A 19,015-nucleotide genomic window follows, 5' to 3' on the forward strand; every position below is an offset into this window, starting at 1 on the left:
AGTGGCGAAATGAAAAAGGTATACAGCAAAATAGAATCCATTACCGGTAACGTCATTACCGTTCGCGCAACGGATGTACGCTACGGCGATCTGGCTGAAATTGATACTGCCTTTGGAACTTCCCTGGCGGAAGTCATTCGTTTGCAGGATGACCTGGTATCCTTGCAGGTTTTTGCCGGCGGCCGCGGAATTTCAACCGGCGATACGGTCCGGTTTTTAGGCCATCCCATGAGAGTTTCGTTCTCTGAAAACCTTATGGGCCGGGTCTTTACCGGTTCAGGTTCTCCCCGGGACAAGGGACCGGAAATGAAAGAAAACCTCATTCCCATCGGAGGACCATCGGTTAATCCTTCCAAGCGAATTATTCCCCGCCGGATGATCCGTACTGGTATCCCCATGATCGACCTTTTTAATACCCTGGTCGTATCCCAAAAGCTTCCGATATTCTCCGTTTCAGGTGAACCTTACAACGAACTCTTGGCTCGGATTGCCATGCAGGCCGAAGTCGATGTCATAATCCTCGGCGGTATGGGTCTTAAATACGATGACTATCTCTATTTTAAGGATACCCTGGAGGAAGGGGGTGCCCTTTCACGGACGGTTATGTTTGTTCATACCGCCGCAGACCCGGTAGTAGAATGTCTTATGGTACCCGACATTTCCCTTGCGGTGGCTGAACAATTTGCTTTACAGGGTAAAGACGTGTTAGTACTCCTCACGGATATGACTAACTTCGCCGATGCCATGAAGGAAATTGCCATTACCCAGGAACAGGTTCCATCAAACCGCGGTTATCCTGGAGACCTTTACAGTCAGCTTGCCGCCCGTTACGAAAAGGCTGTCGATTTCGACACCGCAGGCTCTATCACTATACTGGGCGTTACTACCATGCCCGGTGACGACGTAACACACCCGGTTCCGGATAATACCGGATATATTACCGAGGGGCAGTACTATCTTAAAAACGGCCGTATCGAACCCTTTGGATCCCTGTCCCGTCTTAAACAGCAGGTAAATGGCAAGACCAGGCCAGATCATCGCGCCTTGATGGACGGTATGATAAAACTCTACGCGGCGTATAAGGATACGCTGGAAAAGAAGGCCATGGGCTTTATGATGTCCGACTGGGACCGGAAACTTCTTAAGTACGGCGAATTGTTCGAAAAGGAAATGATGGATCTTTCGGTTAATATTCCCCTTGAACGGGCCCTTGACCTGGGATGGGAAATACTCGCTTCCTGTTTCTCTCCCGAAGAAACGGGATTGAGAACCGAACTGATCAATACCTATTGGCCAAAGAAAGCGTAAGGCCGGAGGATCTATGGCCAAGATTAAGCTTACAAAAAATGAGCTTAAAAAGCAGAAGGATGCGCTTAAGATGTATCAGCGCTATCTGCCGACGCTCATGCTTAAAAAACAGCAACTCCAAATGGAAATCCGGAATACAGAAAACCGTATTCGGGTCCTTATGGAAGAAAAAAATAGGGTGAATGAACAATTTAAAAGCTGGATTGCTGTGTTCGGCGAAGAAGGGTATTTTACTCCAGAGCTCCTCTCGGTCACATCCATTCACGTTGACTCTGGAAATATTGCGGGTGTTGAAATCCCCGTGTTTAAGGGAGCTGAATTCCAGGTTCAACCCTATGATGTATTACGGACACCCTTATGGATCGATACTGCGGTAGAACGGATGCGGCAGGTGCTGCTGCTTGATTTGGAAGCAAAAACATTGGAAGAACAGCAGCGTCGGCTTGAACGGGAGTTGCGTACCACCACACAACGGGTCAACCTGTTTGAAAAGGTTAAAATTCCCGAAACTAAAAGCAATATAAAAAAAATCAGGGTATATCTCGGAGATCAGCAAACCGCCGCTGTCGTACGGGGTAAAATCGCGAAGCGTGGAATGGAGAGGGCTGCACAATGATTGTACCCATGAAAAAGGTCTCTCTAGTCATTTTTGATCGCGAAAGGGAAGCATCTCTTGATGCTTTGCGAAAACTTGGGGTGCTTCACCTCGAGCAAAAGGGCATTGTTTCGGAGTCCCTCTCCGCTGTCATGGAAAAGAAAACCCAGGCAGAACATGCTCTTGGCATTCTGAGAAATTTTGCGGCAAAAAAAACGCAACCCAATACCAGTGAAGCAGAAGTACAGGCTGAGGAGCTCGTTACGCTTGTTTTAACCCTTTTCGATCAGCGTAAACAAGAACAAGAATTGTTGGCTTCTGACTTTAAGGAGCTCTCAAGAATTCAGTCCTGGGGTGATTTTGATCCTGCAGGCTTAGAGGAGCTTAAGCAAAAGGGTATTACTCTTATCCCTTATGAACTTCCGAAAAAGGTATATGAACATATTGATCCTTCAATAGAGATCCTTACCCTGTCAAAGGATAAAAATATGGTTCGCTGCCTTGCGGTAGGTACTCCTATTCCCGGAGAGACCCCCTTTGCCTTGCCAGAGCTTTCAACTGCCGCGCTTTCGCAGCGGATTGAGAAGCGAAAACAAACTATTGCGGACATAGAACGGAGGCTTTCAGCCCTTTCTGTAAACCAGGGATTAATTGAAGGCTATATAAAGAAATTAAACGAAAAGGCAGAATTCGAAGCTGCAAAGGCAAGCATGGAAGTTACCGAAGATACGCCTCCTGGACTTGCTATTTCTTGGATACATGGCTATATCCCGGCTGACGTCGCGGGCAAGCTAAAACGGGCTGCTGCAGAAAACGGCTGGGCCCTTCTCATCGACGACCCTTCGGAAGGCGATGCTCCCCCGACCCTTGTTCGCAATCCACCTTACATCAGAATTGTGCAGCCCATTTTTGACCTTCTTGGTACTGTGCCGGGTTATCATGAATATGATATCAGCATGTCCTTCCTGGTCTTTTTCTCCCTCTTTTTTGCCATGATTATCGGAGACGCAGGATACGGCGTTTTGATTTTGCTGCTGAGTCTGTGGGCTGGATTAAAAGGTAAACAGAAAACAGGGAAAATTGCGGATGGGGTACTTCTTTTGTTGCTGCTTTCTTCTGCAACAATTATTTGGGGTGCAATAAATGGCACCTGGTTTGCGCTCCCTTACGAAAGTTTGCCGTCTTTCTTGAAAAGCTTGGTTATTCCTCCTTTTAGGCCAAATCCTGCGTTGTCTTCTAAAGAAGCAGCTCGTTTGGTACAGCAGAACGTAAAGCACCTGTGTTTCATTATAGGGACAGTACAGCTTGTATGGGCTCATACAAAAAATATTAAAAAAGCACTGCCTTCATTAACTGCCTTTGCACAGCTCGGTTGGCTTTCAATGGTTTTAGGACTTTATTTTCTCGTACTGAACCTGGTGCTTGACAAGACCGCCTTTCCGGTTCCGCCATTTGCCCTCTGGATGATAGGGGGCGGGCTTGTCACCTATTTTGTATTTGCCGAACAGAAAGGAGGAAACTTTTTTGCTAATATTTTAAAGAGTTTTGCCAACTTTCTGCCGACCTTTCTTTCTGCGGTATCAAGTTTCTCTGATATTATCAGCTACATTCGTCTGTTTGCAGTTGGACTTGCGGGTTATGCTATCGCAGAGAGTTTTAACGGTATGGCGGCGGGGCTTCCAGGAGGCTTAGTCAGGATACTCGCGGGGGCCCTCATACTGTTCTTTGGACATGGGCTTAACCTGGCAATGAGCGCCCTTTCGGTTGTCGTTCATGGGGTTCGGCTTAATATGTTGGAATACTCCGGCCATCTCGGAATGGAATGGTCTGGTGTCAAATATTCGCCCTTTGCTGTAAAAGAAACTTCCCAGCAATAGGGCATATTACATGATAAGGAGAAGATTATGGATATCGGAATGATTGGTGTTGCTGCTGCATTGGGCCTTTCAGCTTTTGGTTCTGCCCTCGGAGCCGGTATTGCCGGTATGACCGCCATCGGTTCTTGGAAAAAATGTTTCTTGCAAAACAAGCCGGTGCCGTTCCTCTTGGTCGCCTTCGCCGGTGCTCCTCTTACCCAGACCATTTATGGTTTTATATTGATGAATGCTATTAGAAGTGGCGGCCTTGACGGAGTCGGTAAGTTGGCAGTGGGCCTTTTTGCCGGACTTGCCATGGGAGCTTCAGCTCTTTATCAGGGAAAAGCCGCAGCCTATGCATCCGATGCATTGGCAGAGACTGGACAGGGCTTCGGTAACTATATTCTTGTGGTAGGCCTTATCGAAACTGTTGCACTCTTTGTGATGGTTTTCTCCCTGGGTATCGCAGGTTAACCCAATCCTTTGCCACGGATACGCGGAGAAACTCAGTCTAGTACGAACGGGTTTCTCCGTCTTTTCATGTGGTAATCCATGAAACAAATAAAGATGGCTCGTGTTGTAAAAATCGGTGGTTTTGAACACCTATCCTCGGTTCTTATAGGTGGTTCTTATCCTGTGGCTGTTCAGACCATGTGGAAAGATCATTTAGATAAGACATTGCTCAAAGGTGAAGCTGGAAAAAAAATAGAGCAGCGTATTGAAACATTGCAAAAAATGGGGTGCAGTTTACTTAGATTTGCTGTACCTGATATAGAATCTGCAGAAGTCCTAGGTGAGTTGACCCGACGAGTAACCATGCCTCTTGTGGCAGATATCCATTTTGATTACAAAATTGCCCTCCGCTGCATGGACTTTCCCATTGCTAAGATACGAATTAATCCTGGAAATATTGGCTCTTTAGACAAAGTAAAAAAAGTTGTATCAAAGGCTGCCGAAAAGGGTGTTCCCATTAGGATTGGTATTAATGCAGGGAGTCTTCCGGTTGAACTAAGAAATGCAGTTGATAATAAAACAATGAGCAGAGCTGAAGCTCTGGTTGCGACCGCAGAGCGGGAACTTGAGATTTTCGACTCTCTAGGTTTTACCAATGTTCTCTTATCTATGAAAGCTTCCTCCGTATATGATACATTGGAAGCCAATCGAATTATCGCAAAAAAAACAGATGTGCCACTTCATTTGGGAGTGACTGAAGCGGGACCGTTGATCCCCGGTATTGTACGGAGCGCTGTTGCACTGCATGCGCTGTTGTCAGAAGGTATAGGTTCTACAATCCGAGTATCCTTATCTGATACAGTAGAAAATGAGGTTATTGCCGGCAGAGAAATTGTGAGTGCCCTGGCAGATTCAAGCGGTAAAGGTAGCAAAGGTCAGGGGGTAATCATCGTTTCCTGTCCTCGCTGTGGAAGGAACAGCTTTGACACCCATGAATTTACTGAGCGTTGGCGGGATCGGCTTTATATGCTAAAAAAGGATATAACCGTGGCAGTGATGGGCTGTGTGGTTAATGGCCCTGGCGAAGCACGGCACGCTGATATTGGCATTACCGGGGCTGGAGACAAGGTTCTTATTTTTAGAGAAGGTAAGATCGTACGAACTGTTGAAGCAAAAGATGCTGACCATGCATTCAGCGAAGAATTGGATAAATTATGAAACGAAGATTTTCTGAAATACTTTGTTTTCTTGCTCTTTTACAATTTACCAATCCATTGCCATTATTGGCGCAAGTATCGGAAGATCCTTATTGGCTTGTCTTAGAAAAGGGAAAACAGTATTTCCGAAACAGTGAATACGGAAAGGCGCTGAATGCATTTGAAGATGCAAAAAGAAAACGAGATGCTGTATATAGCAAAATGCAGAAAGACTGGATTGATTTCCTTTCATTAAATGAAGTTCGTGCTTTAGGTGACTCTCTGGGTAAACTAGAACTGTTTCTTAAGGATAAGCCAAATAAGAGGATCTCAGATATAATATCCGAAATAAAATACCAATATAAAGATACGGTTATCCAAGATTCTTCTCAAAAAATTATTGGCCTTATTGACCAGTTACGGATATACCCTGAAGCTGAATATTGGATTGGCGAAGTGTATAGAATTGAAGGAGAACTAAAAATAGCCTTAAAACAGTATGAACGCTCCCTTTCACAGCAGCTTGCCATAGAAAATAACGGATTTACAACTGTAATTAGGTATAAAATTGCAGAAATGCATTATTTATTAAAAGATTATCTAAACTACGAAAAGGTCCTTATCAATATATTATCTAGTGACACGCTATGGTCCGCTGACACCCGTTCTCAATCATTTATAAGGACCGCGATGTTTAAAACCTTAACTGAAGACGGAATAAATCGTTTTCTTGTTTTATACAGATATGATCTCACCGATGTTGAACAAGCCCACCGTAAACTTGGTTTTTATTACTATGCAACAGGTAGATATGATAAGGCTGTGGAACATCTTACCTACGCGTTTCTTATACAAAATACCTTGCTCATTAAGGAAATTCAGCGCCGTGAATACGGCTTTATATTTTCTGATTACACTCAATTACTGCGCAATCTCGAACGTTATGTCGATCTAGAACCTTTTATAATTGATATTGACTATTACAAGACAAACTACTATCTTGCAGCAGCACTCTTTGCCGTTGGCCAAAGATCTACCGCATTTTCATTGTGGACCATATTGTCAAAGTATGAGCAAGCTGAAGAATGGCAAAAAAGGTCCCAGACACAATTAAAAAAACCTTTTATTGAACCAATAAATCAACAGCCATAGGAGGAGCAATATGAAATTAAGGGCTATAGTAATTTTTATTCTTGTGACATTATTCATTAAAACCGAACTGTTTGCTGATCATGGAAAAGGTACTGGTATCGGTGGCGTTATTGGAACCAGTTATGGGCTCGCTGGAACCGGTGCCAATTTAGGTTTAAGTCTTAAGCTGCCCAAAATACCTATTTATTGGGCTGCTTATCTTGGCATCCAAAATAACAATGTGGCTTTCGGTGTTACCGGCGATAAGTACATATACGATCAGGATCTGGTTTCCGAAAAAGATTTTAATCTTGACTGGTATTTTGGTATTGGCGGATATCTTAATATGGGATCTATTCAAGGGGAGTTCTTATCAGCCGCTGGATTGCGTCTTCCGATCGGCTTATCATGGCATATAAACAAGGAATACGAATTATTTCTAGCCCTCGATCAATCGCTTGGTTTGTCTATATCCCCAAATCTTAAGTTCCCCGATTTCTTTTTTGCCGCTGAGCTTGGTTTGCGTTATTGGATGAAAAAATAAGGAGCCTTATCGTGAATAAGATTGTATTAAAAGCTCAAGACCTGGATGGATTCTTAACGGAAAATGACAAAGAAAACATCACAAAAATGGATGCTTTATACCGGCAGGTAATGCTTTCGTTTAGCATTTTAACGACTACCCAATCAGCTTCTGAACGAGCCAGGGAAGAGCAGAATCTTATAGAACTGTACAACGAAATGGGCAGAAAAATGCAGGAAATCTGCAAAGAAGAACAGGGTATTCATGTCTATTCCTTTTTAACTCCTCAAGAAAGCCATCCTGAAGCATCAAGACTTATTGCAAAGCTCAGGGACGTCCGTACTGGTGGACAGGAATTTGTCTATTATATACAACGGGCCTATGAAATGCTGTTCAAGCTTGCATACGCAGGAACGCAGGTATCAAGTAAAAATTATCTTATCGTAAAAACACCGGTTACCGTACCGGTACAGAATTATGCGGTCCATAAAATACCTAATATTGATGACAAAATAGAAAATACCGTTATGTGTGTCATGCTGCGCGGCGCTCTGCTGCCATCGATGATTATGTCAAAAGAAATACAAGAATATTCATCCCATAGCTATGTTACTCCTTTTGCTTTGTTTAAGATTAAGCGTGATGATACGAAGCACGAAAACGACATGGAGTATATTCTCGATTTAGAAAAATCTTATTTTGATTTAGAGAAATTGAATGACAAGGACCTCATTTTCGCAGATCCCATGAATGCTACTGGCGGAAGTTTGGTTACAGTTGTTAAGTATCTGCTCGATCAGGGAGTAAAGCCCCGTTCGGTACAATTTTTCAATGTTATTTCTGCCTTAAAAGGCGCATTACGGGTGGTGCGAGCCCTGGATAACTGCAAGGTATATACGCTCTGGATGGATCCAGTGCTCAATGAAGCTGCCTATATTCTCCCCGGTTTAGGTGATGCGGGGGACCGCATCAATGGAAAAGATGGAGAAGAGCATCCAAGGAATATTATGCAGCTTATAGCAGACTATGGTTCTAACATAGCTAATCTATACCGGTCCCAGTTGAGGGAAATAGAAGACACTGTGCTTGGCCAATAGATGAAGAAAACTATAGTATTGGTTAACATTCTTTTAACAGGTTTGTTTCTTTTTTCTCTCTCATCCTGCGTTACAGGACCTGCTTCTGTTTCAGAAGAAGAGCTTTATTCTATAGGAAAAGCATATTTTGATCTTGGTAAATATAATGAAGCAGAAGTATGGTTCCAAAAAGCAAGCAGATATAAAAAAACCGAGGCTGCATCTCTTTATTATATTGGAAGGATACTTTTTATACAGCAAAAATATGATGAGGCTGCACAGATTTTCGAAAACTTATTAAAAAAAGATACTGAAAATCTTATACTTTTAAAGGCTGCAGCCTTTTCATATTTGGCTTCACAAAAATTTGAAAAAGCGGAAACCCTATATAAAGAAGTTGTAGCACTCAGCCCAGAAAGTAAAGACAGCTGTTACGCTTATGCGCTCGTTTTATATGGATTAAAAAAGTATGATGATGCCATATCCATACTTAAAAATTTGAACGCCCATTCGGGTGAAGATAGGGATGCACTGCTGCTGCTTGCAAGAACAGAAAAAAAACTTGGATATCCGGAAGCGCTGGACCATTATTCAAAATGGCTTGAGAAGGGCGATGATCCAGTGGTATTAAAAGAATTTGCAGAAGTAGCTGGAGGGCAATCGATGTTTGCCCGTGCTATTGAGGCTCTTAAAAAAATAAAACAAGGTAGCCGGGAATCAGCGGCAGGACTACAGAAGGGAGAGATCGATTTTCTTTTAGGAAAATATATTATGATTTCAGATCCTTCTGATACTCAAGGATTAAAGTATATTGAATCGGCTCTTGCTGCAGGCTACGAAGATGAAACCCAATTTAACCTTCTTCTTTCCGATCCAAAACTTTCAGACAATCAAAAGCAATCAATCAAGGTTTTGATGTCAAAAGCAGAAAAAAAATAAAGGCCATCCAAAAAATCTGGATGGCCTTTTTATTATCTATAATGTCGTTTTAGAAATGAATCCTTGTCTCAAATGTAATGGTTGGACTTGTTTTGTATTGTGGCTCTGCCAACGTTGGGCTTGTAGTCAGCACTGCATTGTTCGCAAGTACAACTGCAAAGTCAACCGTACTGGCTATGGGAACAACGATTTCACCTGAGAAAATAGTGTTTGCATCCACCAGAGGTTGTCCCTTGCTGATCGCATAGGCGAAACCGGTCCGTTCGTATGTGATGGCACCGGAAATGTCATAGAAGGGCAGAAGTCCTTTGTTGATAACCAGTTTTGCAAGGATATAATCCTGTTGAGCAATTACATCCCAGCTTGCATTTGAATCGGGACTCCATGGCATCATGTAACCTGCGGTAAATACAATTTTGTCTTTAATCAGGGAGAAACCTGCTTCGCCGTATATGCCATTTACCGTTACATCGTTTGAAGCGTTTGTTGCAGTGAGCAGACTGTAGAAATCCAGAGCGTATTTTACCCTGTTCCGTTCATAGGTATTGTCAAAGAAGGTTGGCCGATAGGCACCGCGGTAATACCGGTATTCAAGCCGCCAGTCTACCATCAATGCCTTGCCCATAAAACCGGATACAAAGCCGTAGTTTCTGAATGCCTCGAAACCGCTGCCATACTCAGGATTGTAAATTGCCTGATACTGCAAACCCTCTTTGAGACTGCCAGCGGCGGTTCTATTATAGGGGGCTACCGCAGCTACATCGGCAAAGGCCCGGAGGCTCAAGAAGCTCAATTTCAGAATGGGGAAATCAAGGTCCAGGGCAGACCCTATAATCATAGGATCGCCGATGCTGTCCCGTTCAGCCTGGGTCGCAAGGCTCCCTGCGGGATTAATGTCAGCTATAGCGCTTACACCAAAGAATGAGAGCAATTTAATGCGACCGCCGAAAATCTCAGGTTTTCCGAGATCATTTACAACCCCTTCCACTCCCCATGGACCGGCATCGTAGCCAGCGTTAATGCCAACCCGTCGTACCGAGGGGAAATCCGCGTCGTTGGCGAAATTCCGCATCAGGACTCCATGGCCGATAGTCATGTTCGAAAGATTTCCGACTTTGAAATACAGGGGGTCAACCAGAGGTTGTCCATACTCAATAAAGCGGATTTTAAGAGCCAGGTCCTGCAGCGCATCCAGGGCTCCCTGCGTTGGATCCGTATTCCAGTATTCGCTTCCGAAGGACCATTCATCGTTCCCATTGGGATGGTACCAGCTGTTGGGATTAAAGAGATCATTGGTATAAATGACAGGGAGATACAATCCCATTTTCAGTTTCCCAATGGAGAATACGGGTTGAATTACTGCTTTAGAATAAGTATTTCCATCGATCACCACAGAACCAATTTCAAAGCCCAGGATGTCTCCCAGCCAAGCCATGAGTTTTGATTCCTGGGCAGGCTTAGATGCTGGTTTTTCAGCAGTTTCGGAGCTAGGAGTGCTGGTCTCTGCTACGGGAGAAGTTGTCTTTTCCTCAGATTTAGCCTTTTCCTCTCCCTGTGTGGTTTCTTCTTGGGGAACTGCAGCTGGATCTACCGCTTTGAATTCATCAATATCACCGAAATCATTGGAGAATTGTTCCGGAGTAAAGGGCGAAGGAATAAAACTCGGTCCGAAAACATCGGCAAATTGACCAGCGCCAACTAAAATCGGCTGCAAAGTACCATCAGCCAGGGTTTTCGCAAACTCTACAAGGCCCCGCTGTACATAGACTGCATCCCGGGCACCTTCTACAACAAGCATGCTAAAATCGGTTCCACGGACGCCGCAGACCGCGGTCGGTGTTTTTATCTGGTATTTATTGCTGCCGACTGTCTTTGCCGCTACGGTTCTAATTTTACCGCCAAGAAGGGCAAACTCGTTGGTATCTTTGCCTGCGGAACCCGCGAGGCCTTCTACCTTAAAGCTGGTATTCCGGGCTATTTTGATAATACTGCCGTTTGGATCCAGTTTTAATTCCGCGTTGGTGGCCAGAGTTTTAATTGTTTCTCCCGGCAGTATCTCGTCTCCGACATAGGCGCTGCGGATGGTCCCTCCGCTGGTCAGTATTTGGATTGCTGTTTCATCGTCCGCATATACCAGGAGCGCTTTCGGTCCTGTCTGGGCAAACAGACCGTTTGCGACCACAAACAAAGCAATGAAAAATAATGCAAAAAATCTATTATGTTTTTGCAACATGAATATCCTCCTTTTTCAGAACTGAATCGAGCTCATGAGGCTCGATGTCACTATATAATTTCCAGTAGCGGGATCGTAACGTAGGTTGTATAACAGGCTTAAGACCGCAGGACCCGTTCTATAATTAATTTTAGCACCGATTACTGCGTTTTCAGGGCTCACAAGATCTTTCCAGAAGTTGCCTGTACCAATGGGACTTGGAGCGCCTAAATAGTATTTTTCATAGAGGGCGTCAAAAGAAAAGCCTGCGAGGAATCCCTCTGCCAAAGTAAATACGCCGCGGAGATGGGGGTAGTCGGTAATGCGAGGATTGGTATCAGGGGCAGCCTTAAATGGCCCGTCCAGCGTGGCCTGGAATACGATTGCGTCGGAAAGCAATGAAAAACCGAGGTTCGCGAGCCAGCCAGCATATACGGAACCAGAGGCTTCCTGCAGGAGAGCCTGATATTTAAGATGCCGGAAAAGATCATAAGAACCATCAAAATAGGTTGGAATAAAATCAGGTCCAAGGAGTCGGATCTGGGCTCCGTACAGCATGAAGCCCGCCAGTTTTCCTCCCACACCAACCATACTGCCCCAGCGGCCTTTGGGTTCAAAGGCAAGGTCTGCAAAGGCGGCCATGTTGACAAGGGGCGTACTCAGGACCGGCAATTTTGTGTCCACCCCTGCGATGGTAACTGTGTCGGCAGAACCAATCGCAGTCCTAAAGGCATCGCTGGCATAGCGCAGCGGATCCGTATCTGCTGCGACGGTGGCTCCGATTTGCAGATTTTTAAGCAGCGGCATCTCGGTGCCGGCAAGGGGCCTTACATAAAGGCGGCTTCCAAAAACATCAAATTTTGCGAGGTTTCCCGCAAAGGTTTCGATTCCTACATAGGGAAAGTCTAAGAGCTGGCCATCCACATCCAGGGCGGCACCAAAAATTCGTGTTTCAGGAAGGAAGCGAGTATTGGAGTAGTTTCCCATAATAAAGCCGTTTCCCAGGGTGCCGTCATCGAAGGATCCGAGCTTTACAAAAAGGTTTTCACCCTTTTGGCCATAGCGGACATAGGCAATTTTGGGTAAATATAACTCAAAAAAGCTTTTTCCTGCTTTTTCAGGAATCCAGTCCGGTTCGTATATTTCTATGGCCATTCCGTTTTGCCCTGGTTTGATATTGAAATGCAGGGTAACATCCAGGCCTACACCAATCTTCCCAAATGAAATATCAGGTTTTAAGGCAAGCTTTTGATAGGTTGCCTGATTGGTACTGTCTGCAGGTGCAGTAGGATCTATTGGTAAGGTTTCTGTTCCCAGACCTAGTTCAAACTTAAACCCAAATGGTGACGCTGCATCGCTTCCTTCAGCCACAACAAAAGAAAGGCTGATAAAAACTAATAGGGTGACGATTAAAAGCCTGTTTCTCATACAACTGGTCCTCCATGTCATTCATAGTATACTACAAAACTGCTTAAAAACCAGCAAAAATACCTATTTTGTCAGAATTGGACTTTAATTTGGATTCCCGTACTGCCAAGCAAGGTAAAGCTGTTTTTTTCTAAATTGTGGTCATACTGAGCCTTGCCGAAGGCGCTTATGGTAAGGCGGTTGCGTATCCTTACAATAGACTCATGGCTTAAGCTTAATTGCCATGTATCAGAACTGCCCATATCTATCTTTGTTTCCAATGTCTCTTTTTGCAGCAATTCTGCCGGTGCTGCTGCTATTTCAGCAAGGCCGGGTATGCTGTTTTGCATCCTTGTATTTGATGAAAGGGTTCTGAAAAGCGCCCCCAATAGGCTCTGAGAATTGGGGCGGGTCCAAGAGAGGCTCAGAGCATCAGACCAGCGGGTTTGCATAAGATTCAATGCATTGTTGATTTCTAGGCTAGACCCAGAAAAACCATAGAAGGAAGAGCGCTGCTGGAGGACCGCTTTCCATTCTTGCAGTATATAGTCGCTGTAAGTGAAATTAAGACTTAGCTGCTGTGAAAATTCATCATCCCGATAAACCTTAAAGAGAGGGCTTTGGCCATAGGCTCCAAACAGATTGACCGCCGATGAGGCGACGCTGGTTTCCCAGGAAAGTTTATCCGTATAGTTCGATAAATTCTGTTCAGCCCTTCTTGCTATTTTAGACTCTACCCTTGCAGGGAATATGAGGGCCCACGGATTTGCAGGGGCTGGGGCCTGAATAGAAAACGTGTAGCTATCAATAAAAGATAATGAACCCAGTCCGCTGCTTTGCCCATCCTGATTTAAAATGAAATAATCTTTGAGCTCTGGCGCAAAAAGCCCATAAACCGGAGGAAACAGCACTATATTTTGATGAGCGCTGATAAACGACCCGTATTGGTCTGCATCAGTCCATAAGCTTGAGCCTGCGTCAGAACTATTCTGTTTAATCTCCCGGCGAAATCCCACATTTCCCTTAATGGGCGAAAAGATAAATGGAAATGAAAACCCGTAATGAATAGCCTGATCCGCAGCATTCAAATTCTTCTGAGACCGGGAACTCATGACAGCATCAGCAGAAAAACCTAAAGGTTTAAGTTCTAGTCCGCTTTTTGCACCAAGAGTCCAAACTCGGCTTCGTGCATCGAGCCCTTCGTCCGGCAAAAGACTTTTTATGCTTTCGGTCCATACAAGGGAGTATCCCACGCTGGTCCCGGAAAACGCCTCCGCTGCGCTGTTGATATACGATAGATCCCCTGTAGAAGCTATAAAGAAGACTTTATTCCGGCTTTCAGCGCTGTATTTCCATTGGCGCTGAACAGTAACAATTTCCTGACTTGCCTGGGCAGAAAGGCTGGCTGTAAAGGACAAGTCGGACATGAGTATCCGCGGGATACTTACTTTTCCAGACCCCTGCTGCATATAACTTGTTTGGTCTAGGGAAAAACTGTTCTCGACTTCCAGAGGGCCTAAGGGGAGGGTAATGCGGTGGGCGCCGTTCCAGATAAGACTATTCTGCTCCGCGGTGATTCCGCCCCGCAGCTCTATCGGGCAGCCCAGGAGGACAAAGGCCGCAGAAGATTGGTTCTGAATGTTGGCAAAGGCTGAAGGGTAGGGGGCCTCCGCGGGAAGCTGGTACAGGCCTTCAGAGGAACTTAGAAGCTTAAGGTCAGTGAGGATGGGAACCTTGTTCAGGGATAGGAGCGGCCCTTTTTGATTCCACTGCACCGAGATGCCGCCCCGTCCCTGGAAGCTTGCAACAGCCTCGGTGAATAGGATCTCATCAACAGCAAAATTCCCATCGGGTAAGGTTGATGAACTATCCTGAGGTAAAAGATAAAAGGCTACATATTGATAAAGCCCCTCCGCAGTAGTTCCGCCGAGGCCCTCGGTCCCCGCGGGCATAAAAGTTACCGTTGCATTTTGTATGGACTTTCCATCTATAAAAACCTGTTTCTGGCTCGTATTATATTGAATATCAAGCTTAGACCATTGGTCTGGGGTAAAGGTAGAAATGGGAATATGGGCCTGGATATGGGGGCTTGTGAAAAGGTCCAGGCTGGAAGACACGAGGATAACCAATGTGCCGCTATTTAGGCTTGTCTGATCCGTGTTTGCCTTCGGGCCCCGGACAAAAAGAGTCAGGTTTTTGTAATTTTCTGGCGGCGGCGCCAGTACCCGACTGTCCGCTCCGGCCCCTGTGCCGCCCGTGCTGGTGCCAAGACCGCTAAAGGAGACTTCAAGGATCCGCTGGGAAGCGCCTGCGGGATGGAGCTTGTCGATAAGTTCGCCGTAGCGGCTGCGGAGGCTCGAATCGTTACGTTCTAACGCATCGACCTGCGCATTGCTCTCCGCAGCCGCTGGCCGCGGCAGCCCTCCAGAAACTACGATGGGCCGGGTACTGGCGCCGCTCACGACCGGCGGGCCTGAGAGGAGCCGGGTGTTCAGCGTGTAGCTCGTGCCGCTTGTAACCACCACAAACCGCAGGGCCCGGGCCCCAGCCAGGGCCCGCCGGTCGGCTTCGCTTAAGGTAAGGGTGGCGGTCTGCCATTGGGTCGGCAGAACACCGGCAGGATTAGCGGTTGCGCTGTCAAATATTTTCGCGGTAAGGACGATAGCGCTGTTTTCCCAGCCCGTGCCGCTTGAGCCGGTGCTGCCAGAAGCGGAACCAGCCGCGCCGTCCAGGGCGCCGATCTGGAGGTAAACCTGGACCGTTACACCCGATAATGAAGAGGGCACATCATAAAACCGAAAGGGTATAGCAATTTGGCGGGCCCCCGCCAAGGCGCCTGCGGCATCTTCCATCGGTACTTGGAAGCCCGCCCAGAAACGGCTCTCAGTATAAGTGGCTTCGCCGACTAAAACTCTTGTGTCCAGGGTGCTGTCGCTCACCAGGTAGGGGCCGGTTTTGTCCGGAATAAGCTGGGCTCCGTCCCAGTCAATTCCGTGGAGTGTGCTGATGCCGAGGATGTCCGTAGAACTATAGGAACGGTAGACCAGGCCCGCCTGGTTATCTGCTGTTAGCGCAGGCAAAGGTGAGCGATAATCATTAAGGCTTCGGGGTTCAGGACTCTGATAAAAGCCTGAAACAGGGAAGGGTTCGGCGTAACGGGCCCCTTCCATCCCTAAAATGCGGTATATACCCGTTGTGTCTTCCTGCCGGTAGAAGAGACCCGCCCTGCTGTAAAGAGCCAGATGCTCCCAATCCCATCTGAGGCTTCCCGAAAGGCCCACTGTGCCGGGACTGGTGCTGGAGCCTTCCGAAAATGCATCGGGGCTCACGTTCCAGCGCAGTCCCATGGCTAGTTCTGCGGAAAAGGGCCCCCCGCTCTGGTAGCTCGCCCCGATACCTGCAGAGAGGCTCCCGAAACGCCGTTCCTCACTCCGTTTGAGATATTGGATCCGTATCCGTTCCTGGTCTGACGGAGGACTCGCCAGACGAACCTCTCCGGTTTCGCTGTCATAGCTTGCAAAGGGATCCGGAAGTCCGTTCCGGTATACCTGTACCGAGCCGGGAAGTACATCCTTTCCTATAAAGAGGGCTCCCGGACTACCATAGGTGGTAACAAGAATCGCTTTATAAAGGCTCGTAGAATTGGAGGCGGGAAGGTACAGCTCAGGGTGCTGATTGACCAGGGGCCAGCGGCTTTCGGTACTGCGGATGTCGTAGTCCTTCGTCGTATCCACCAATTCATAGATAGTTGCACCGGAGCTGCTACCGTAGGTGGTACTGCTTGCAGTACCGCTTTCGGTACTAACATCAGCGCTGGTAGCAGCGCTGGAAGCTGTATCGCTGGTACTGCTAGAACCAGCCGCTGTGGCTGATGCTGTGGATGTAATGACGCTATATGAAGAGAGGGGCTCCAGGGAAAAGCCCTTTTCAGGCTCCCCTGCGGAGCGGTTAACAAATTGTACTTTAGCAGAGGACCCCGCTTGGATCTGGTACCGGCTGAGACGCTCAAAGGGAGAGAAGGTACCCCGCTCCCAGATAACCAGGCAGCTTGTGCCGCCAATAGTCACCGTTGCAGGTTTGTTGTTGTCAGTCCCGATGTAATTTGTATCTTTCTGCCCCGGCTGCGGGTAGTTCCGGAGGGCAAACTTAACCGCACTGGAATTAAAAGCCCCCTGTGCCGCGCCGAGGAAACCGTTGGCTCCCGCACCAGAAGTATCTCCGTAGGTGCCGAGGCTGCTTGACCAGGGGTTTTCAACTCCTCCCTTCCGGTAAGCCACGGAGAGGCGCTTCCCCGCCGCAAGGGCCGAAGGGCTGCGTATTTCAATGATTCCAAAGCGGGCGCTTGCGGCGTATTCGGAAGCTAAAGCTAATCTCCAGCGAGCCCCATATTCATCAATCTGGTCACCCTTGGGATCTTCAATATAGAGCACCGGGACCGTTTCGAGGTTTTCATCGGGGAGCACAAAGGAGTAGCCCCGGACCATGCTGGAAAGTTCGATGCTGCTTGTGCTTATTTCCCGGCTTCCGATGTAGTTTTTTTCTTCCAGTTTTGCCCCGTCGTAGCGGACCATGCCGTGTACGGTAAGCTGCGGTTGTTTATCGCTGTTCTGCGGCTTAGGACTCTTACTTTGGCTATCCTGGGCAGACGCCTCACTGGGCTGGCTTGTTTTTTCACCCCTGAGAATGTCAGCAAAGAGCCAGCGAGTATAAAAGCCGAAGGAAGAGGGGCTTGAGCCCCCCAGGTCCAGATATGGAAAACGGGGAAAATCGAGGCCCGTGTTGCCCACCCCAGCGTATTGCAGTTTCTCATTAAGAGTTCCCTGATAGCCTGCCCGGTAGGTATTGAGATCATAGTTATCTAAAAAGCTTGCTTCTAAAAACCAGCGGTCCTGGATCCAGAGACTCAAGGTAAGATCCGCCTTCTGGGTAAAAAGCAGGGGATTGTTTGTTGCTGCGGCTTGTAAGCCCAAATCGGTTAAGGCAAGGCCGCCCTGGGCAGTGAGACCCGCTTCCCAGGCCCCCTGGAGGAGGAGATTCACCGAACTGTCGTTTCTTGAAAGATTAAAAAGAGAAGGAGAAGCTTCCTCGGCCTGTCTTGATGGTATTGATGAAAGCCCCCCTCCGCCAGTAGCGGTAGTGGAAAGGCTGCTTCCCTGTACAAAAGCAGGTGAGGGACTGTCGATTTGCGCTTGAACTGGGCTCGCGAATAAACTCATGAATAAAATCAATATCAGGAAAAGAAAAATGGGTGAGTCTTTTTGTTTTACTGTGTGACAGATGCTTCGCAAAGAACCCATGAATAGTGTATAGTATACTACAAGATTGCCTGGTGTAATGCCAGGGGGGCAGACTATGGTTGTTTCGATGATACAGATGATCTTTGAAATCCCCGATGTGGAAAGCATTAAGGACAAACGGAAAATAGTAAGGTCCGTAAAGGATAAGCTCCAGCGCCAGTTTCATATGAGCGCAGCAGAGATAGACCTGCAGGATTCACTTTCTTTTGCCCATATCGGCGGAGCTTTGGTTTCTAATTCCCGAACCTTTGGCGAATCGGTGCTAAACAAGGCGTTTTCCATGATAGAACAGGAAGTACCGGTAAGAATTCAGGATGTACAAATATATTCGGAAGAATTTTAACAGGAGTGTGTTATGAAAAAGTTTCTAAAAGAGTGTATAGATAGGCGGAACACCTGTGGCTGTATCGTGGCAATGCTGTTCATCATTTTCTCTTTCAGCTCCTGTATCGGTCTCAATTCTAATGTGACCATCCGTCAGAATGGTTCCGGTACCATTCAAATGGAATACCGGCTCTCCCGCATGTTTGAAGCTTTGGGAAAGCTGGACGGCAATGAAAAACAGCTGCCACTGCCGGTAAGCCGCACCGATTTTGAACGAACCCTCACTCGCGTTCCTGGTTTGTCTCTTTCATCTTATTCAAGCAGCCAGGATGATAAAGATATTATTGTAAAGGCCGAACTCGCTTTTACGAACCTAGAAGCCCTTAAAGGTTTTCTGGATGCCACAGGCCAATCGGTGCGGCTTGCAACAGAAGGCGGAAACAGGACCCTGGAACTTTTGCTTGTGCGTGGAATAAAGAATGTTGACAAGGAATTGGAAAACCTGGTTCGCACCATATTTTCTGGCTATAATATAGATATGCGTTTTACTCTTCCCTCGGTACCGACCATGTCTACTACAAGTAAAATAGGCCAAGGTACTGTAACAGGAAAATCTGCCAGGTATAGTTCATCGGTAACTGATCTGGTTTTGAGTTCTGATGCTGTCCAGCTAAAGCTTTCTTGGAAAGAATAATGGG

Annotated in this window: 14 protein-coding genes; 11 read left to right on the plus strand and 3 right to left on the minus strand. The window is 46.7% G+C overall.

The window, feature by feature from the left end; translation table 11 throughout:
* Nucleotides 1-9 precede the first annotated feature (9 nt).
* The 9 genes from Q7P68_RS07280 (at nt 10) to Q7P68_RS07320 (ending at nt 9,077) form a co-directional block, all read left to right on the plus strand.
* Nucleotides 10-1,308: a V-type ATP synthase subunit B gene (locus Q7P68_RS07280; protein ID WP_304224436.1), complete on the plus strand. Its 1,299-nt coding sequence runs from the start codon at nt 10-12 to the stop codon at nt 1,306-1,308.
* Between the two features lie 13 nt (nt 1,309-1,321).
* Entirely contained in the window at nt 1,322-1,924 is a 603-nt protein-coding gene (locus Q7P68_RS07285; protein ID WP_304224438.1) for a V-type ATP synthase subunit D, read from the plus strand.
* An 8-nt stretch (nt 1,925-1,932) separates the two neighbouring features.
* A complete protein-coding gene (locus Q7P68_RS07290) occupies nt 1,933-3,780 on the plus strand; it encodes a V-type ATP synthase subunit I (protein ID WP_304224439.1) in 1,848 nt (615 codons plus the stop codon).
* Nucleotides 3,781-3,807: 27 nt separating this feature from the next.
* Entirely contained in the window at nt 3,808-4,233 is a 426-nt protein-coding gene (locus tag Q7P68_RS07295; RefSeq protein ID WP_013968952.1) for an ATP synthase subunit K, read from the plus strand.
* Nucleotides 4,234-4,311: 78 nt separating this feature from the next.
* Nucleotides 4,312-5,430, plus strand: a complete 1,119-nt coding sequence (ispG, locus tag Q7P68_RS07300; RefSeq protein ID WP_304224440.1) for a flavodoxin-dependent (E)-4-hydroxy-3-methylbut-2-enyl-diphosphate synthase — start codon at nt 4,312-4,314, stop codon at nt 5,428-5,430.
* On the plus strand, nt 5,427-6,560 hold the full coding sequence (locus Q7P68_RS07305) for a tetratricopeptide repeat protein (RefSeq protein WP_304224441.1): 1,134 nt from the start codon (nt 5,427-5,429) through the stop codon (nt 6,558-6,560). Before ispG ends, Q7P68_RS07305 begins: the two co-directional genes overlap by 4 nt.
* 10 nt (nt 6,561-6,570) lie before the next feature.
* The gene (locus Q7P68_RS07310; protein WP_304224442.1) at nt 6,571-7,083 is read left to right on the plus strand and encodes a hypothetical protein; all 513 of its coding nucleotides are present in this window, start codon (nt 6,571-6,573) and stop codon (nt 7,081-7,083) included.
* 11 nt (nt 7,084-7,094) lie between these two features.
* Complete coding sequence (locus tag Q7P68_RS07315; protein ID WP_304224443.1) at nt 7,095-8,159, plus strand: uracil phosphoribosyltransferase; 1,065 nt, start codon at nt 7,095-7,097, stop codon at nt 8,157-8,159.
* On the plus strand, nt 8,160-9,077 hold the full coding sequence (locus tag Q7P68_RS07320) for a tetratricopeptide repeat protein (RefSeq protein ID WP_304224444.1): 918 nt from the start codon (nt 8,160-8,162) through the stop codon (nt 9,075-9,077).
* 49 nt (nt 9,078-9,126) lie between these two features.
* On the opposite strand, the gene Q7P68_RS07325 is transcribed toward Q7P68_RS07320, so the two are convergent.
* The 3 genes from Q7P68_RS07325 to Q7P68_RS07335 form a co-directional block, all read right to left on the minus strand.
* Nucleotides 9,127-11,310 (minus strand): FecR family protein, encoded by a 2,184-nt coding sequence (locus tag Q7P68_RS07325; RefSeq protein ID WP_304224445.1) that lies wholly within the window; start codon nt 11,308-11,310, stop codon nt 9,127-9,129.
* A 15-nt stretch (nt 11,311-11,325) separates the two neighbouring features.
* Nucleotides 11,326-12,717, minus strand: a complete 1,392-nt coding sequence (locus Q7P68_RS07330; protein ID WP_304224446.1) for a hypothetical protein — start codon at nt 12,715-12,717, stop codon at nt 11,326-11,328.
* A gap of 71 nt (nt 12,718-12,788) precedes the next feature.
* Nucleotides 12,789-17,912, minus strand: coding sequence for a hypothetical protein (locus Q7P68_RS07335; protein WP_304224447.1), 5,124 nt, complete (start codon nt 17,910-17,912; stop codon nt 12,789-12,791).
* 136 nt (nt 17,913-18,048) lie between these two features.
* On the opposite strand from Q7P68_RS07335, the gene Q7P68_RS07340 reads away from it, so the two are divergent.
* Both Q7P68_RS07340 and Q7P68_RS07345 read left to right on the plus strand, forming a co-directional pair.
* Nucleotides 18,049-18,336 carry a DUF503 domain-containing protein gene (locus Q7P68_RS07340; RefSeq protein WP_304224448.1) on the plus strand — a complete coding sequence of 96 codons (288 nt, stop codon included), beginning with the start codon at nt 18,049-18,051 and terminating at the stop codon, nt 18,334-18,336.
* Nucleotides 18,337-18,348: 12 nt separating this feature from the next.
* A complete protein-coding gene (locus Q7P68_RS07345) occupies nt 18,349-19,011 on the plus strand; it encodes a hypothetical protein (RefSeq protein ID WP_304224450.1) in 663 nt (220 codons plus the stop codon).
* Nucleotides 19,012-19,015: the final 4 nt, after the last annotated feature.

It is taken from the genome of Gracilinema caldarium (genome assembly GCF_029265695.1).
Classification (GTDB): domain Bacteria; phylum Spirochaetota; class Spirochaetia; order Treponematales; family Breznakiellaceae; genus Gracilinema; species Gracilinema caldarium_A.

What these genes read in the sequence shown, in the direction of transcription:
- Q7P68_RS07345 (WP_304224450.1), top strand. Translation starts at nt 18,349, where the DNA reads ATGAAAAAGTTTCTAAAAGAGTGTATAGATAGGCGGAACACCTGTGGC.
- Q7P68_RS07285 (WP_304224438.1), top strand. Translation starts at nt 1,322, where the DNA reads ATGGCCAAGATTAAGCTTACAAAAAATGAGCTTAAAAAGCAGAAGGAT.
- ispG (WP_304224440.1), top strand. Translation starts at nt 4,312, where the DNA reads ATGAAACAAATAAAGATGGCTCGTGTTGTAAAAATCGGTGGTTTTGAA.
- Q7P68_RS07305 (WP_304224441.1), top strand. Translation starts at nt 5,427, where the DNA reads ATGAAACGAAGATTTTCTGAAATACTTTGTTTTCTTGCTCTTTTACAA.
- Q7P68_RS07280 (WP_304224436.1), top strand. Translation starts at nt 10, where the DNA reads ATGAAAAAGGTATACAGCAAAATAGAATCCATTACCGGTAACGTCATT.
- Q7P68_RS07330 (WP_304224446.1), bottom strand. Translation starts at nt 12,717, where the DNA reads ATGAGAAACAGGCTTTTAATCGTCACCCTATTAGTTTTTATCAGCCTT.
- Q7P68_RS07295 (WP_013968952.1), top strand. Translation starts at nt 3,808, where the DNA reads ATGGATATCGGAATGATTGGTGTTGCTGCTGCATTGGGCCTTTCAGCT.
- Q7P68_RS07310 (WP_304224442.1), top strand. Translation starts at nt 6,571, where the DNA reads ATGAAATTAAGGGCTATAGTAATTTTTATTCTTGTGACATTATTCATT.
- Q7P68_RS07325 (WP_304224445.1), bottom strand. Translation starts at nt 11,310, where the DNA reads ATGTTGCAAAAACATAATAGATTTTTTGCATTATTTTTCATTGCTTTG.
- Q7P68_RS07320 (WP_304224444.1), top strand. Translation starts at nt 8,160, where the DNA reads ATGAAGAAAACTATAGTATTGGTTAACATTCTTTTAACAGGTTTGTTT.
- Q7P68_RS07290 (WP_304224439.1), top strand. Translation starts at nt 1,933, where the DNA reads ATGAAAAAGGTCTCTCTAGTCATTTTTGATCGCGAAAGGGAAGCATCT.
- Q7P68_RS07335 (WP_304224447.1), bottom strand. Translation starts at nt 17,912, where the DNA reads ATGAGTTTATTCGCGAGCCCAGTTCAAGCGCAAATCGACAGTCCCTCA.
- Q7P68_RS07340 (WP_304224448.1), top strand. Translation starts at nt 18,049, where the DNA reads ATGGTTGTTTCGATGATACAGATGATCTTTGAAATCCCCGATGTGGAA.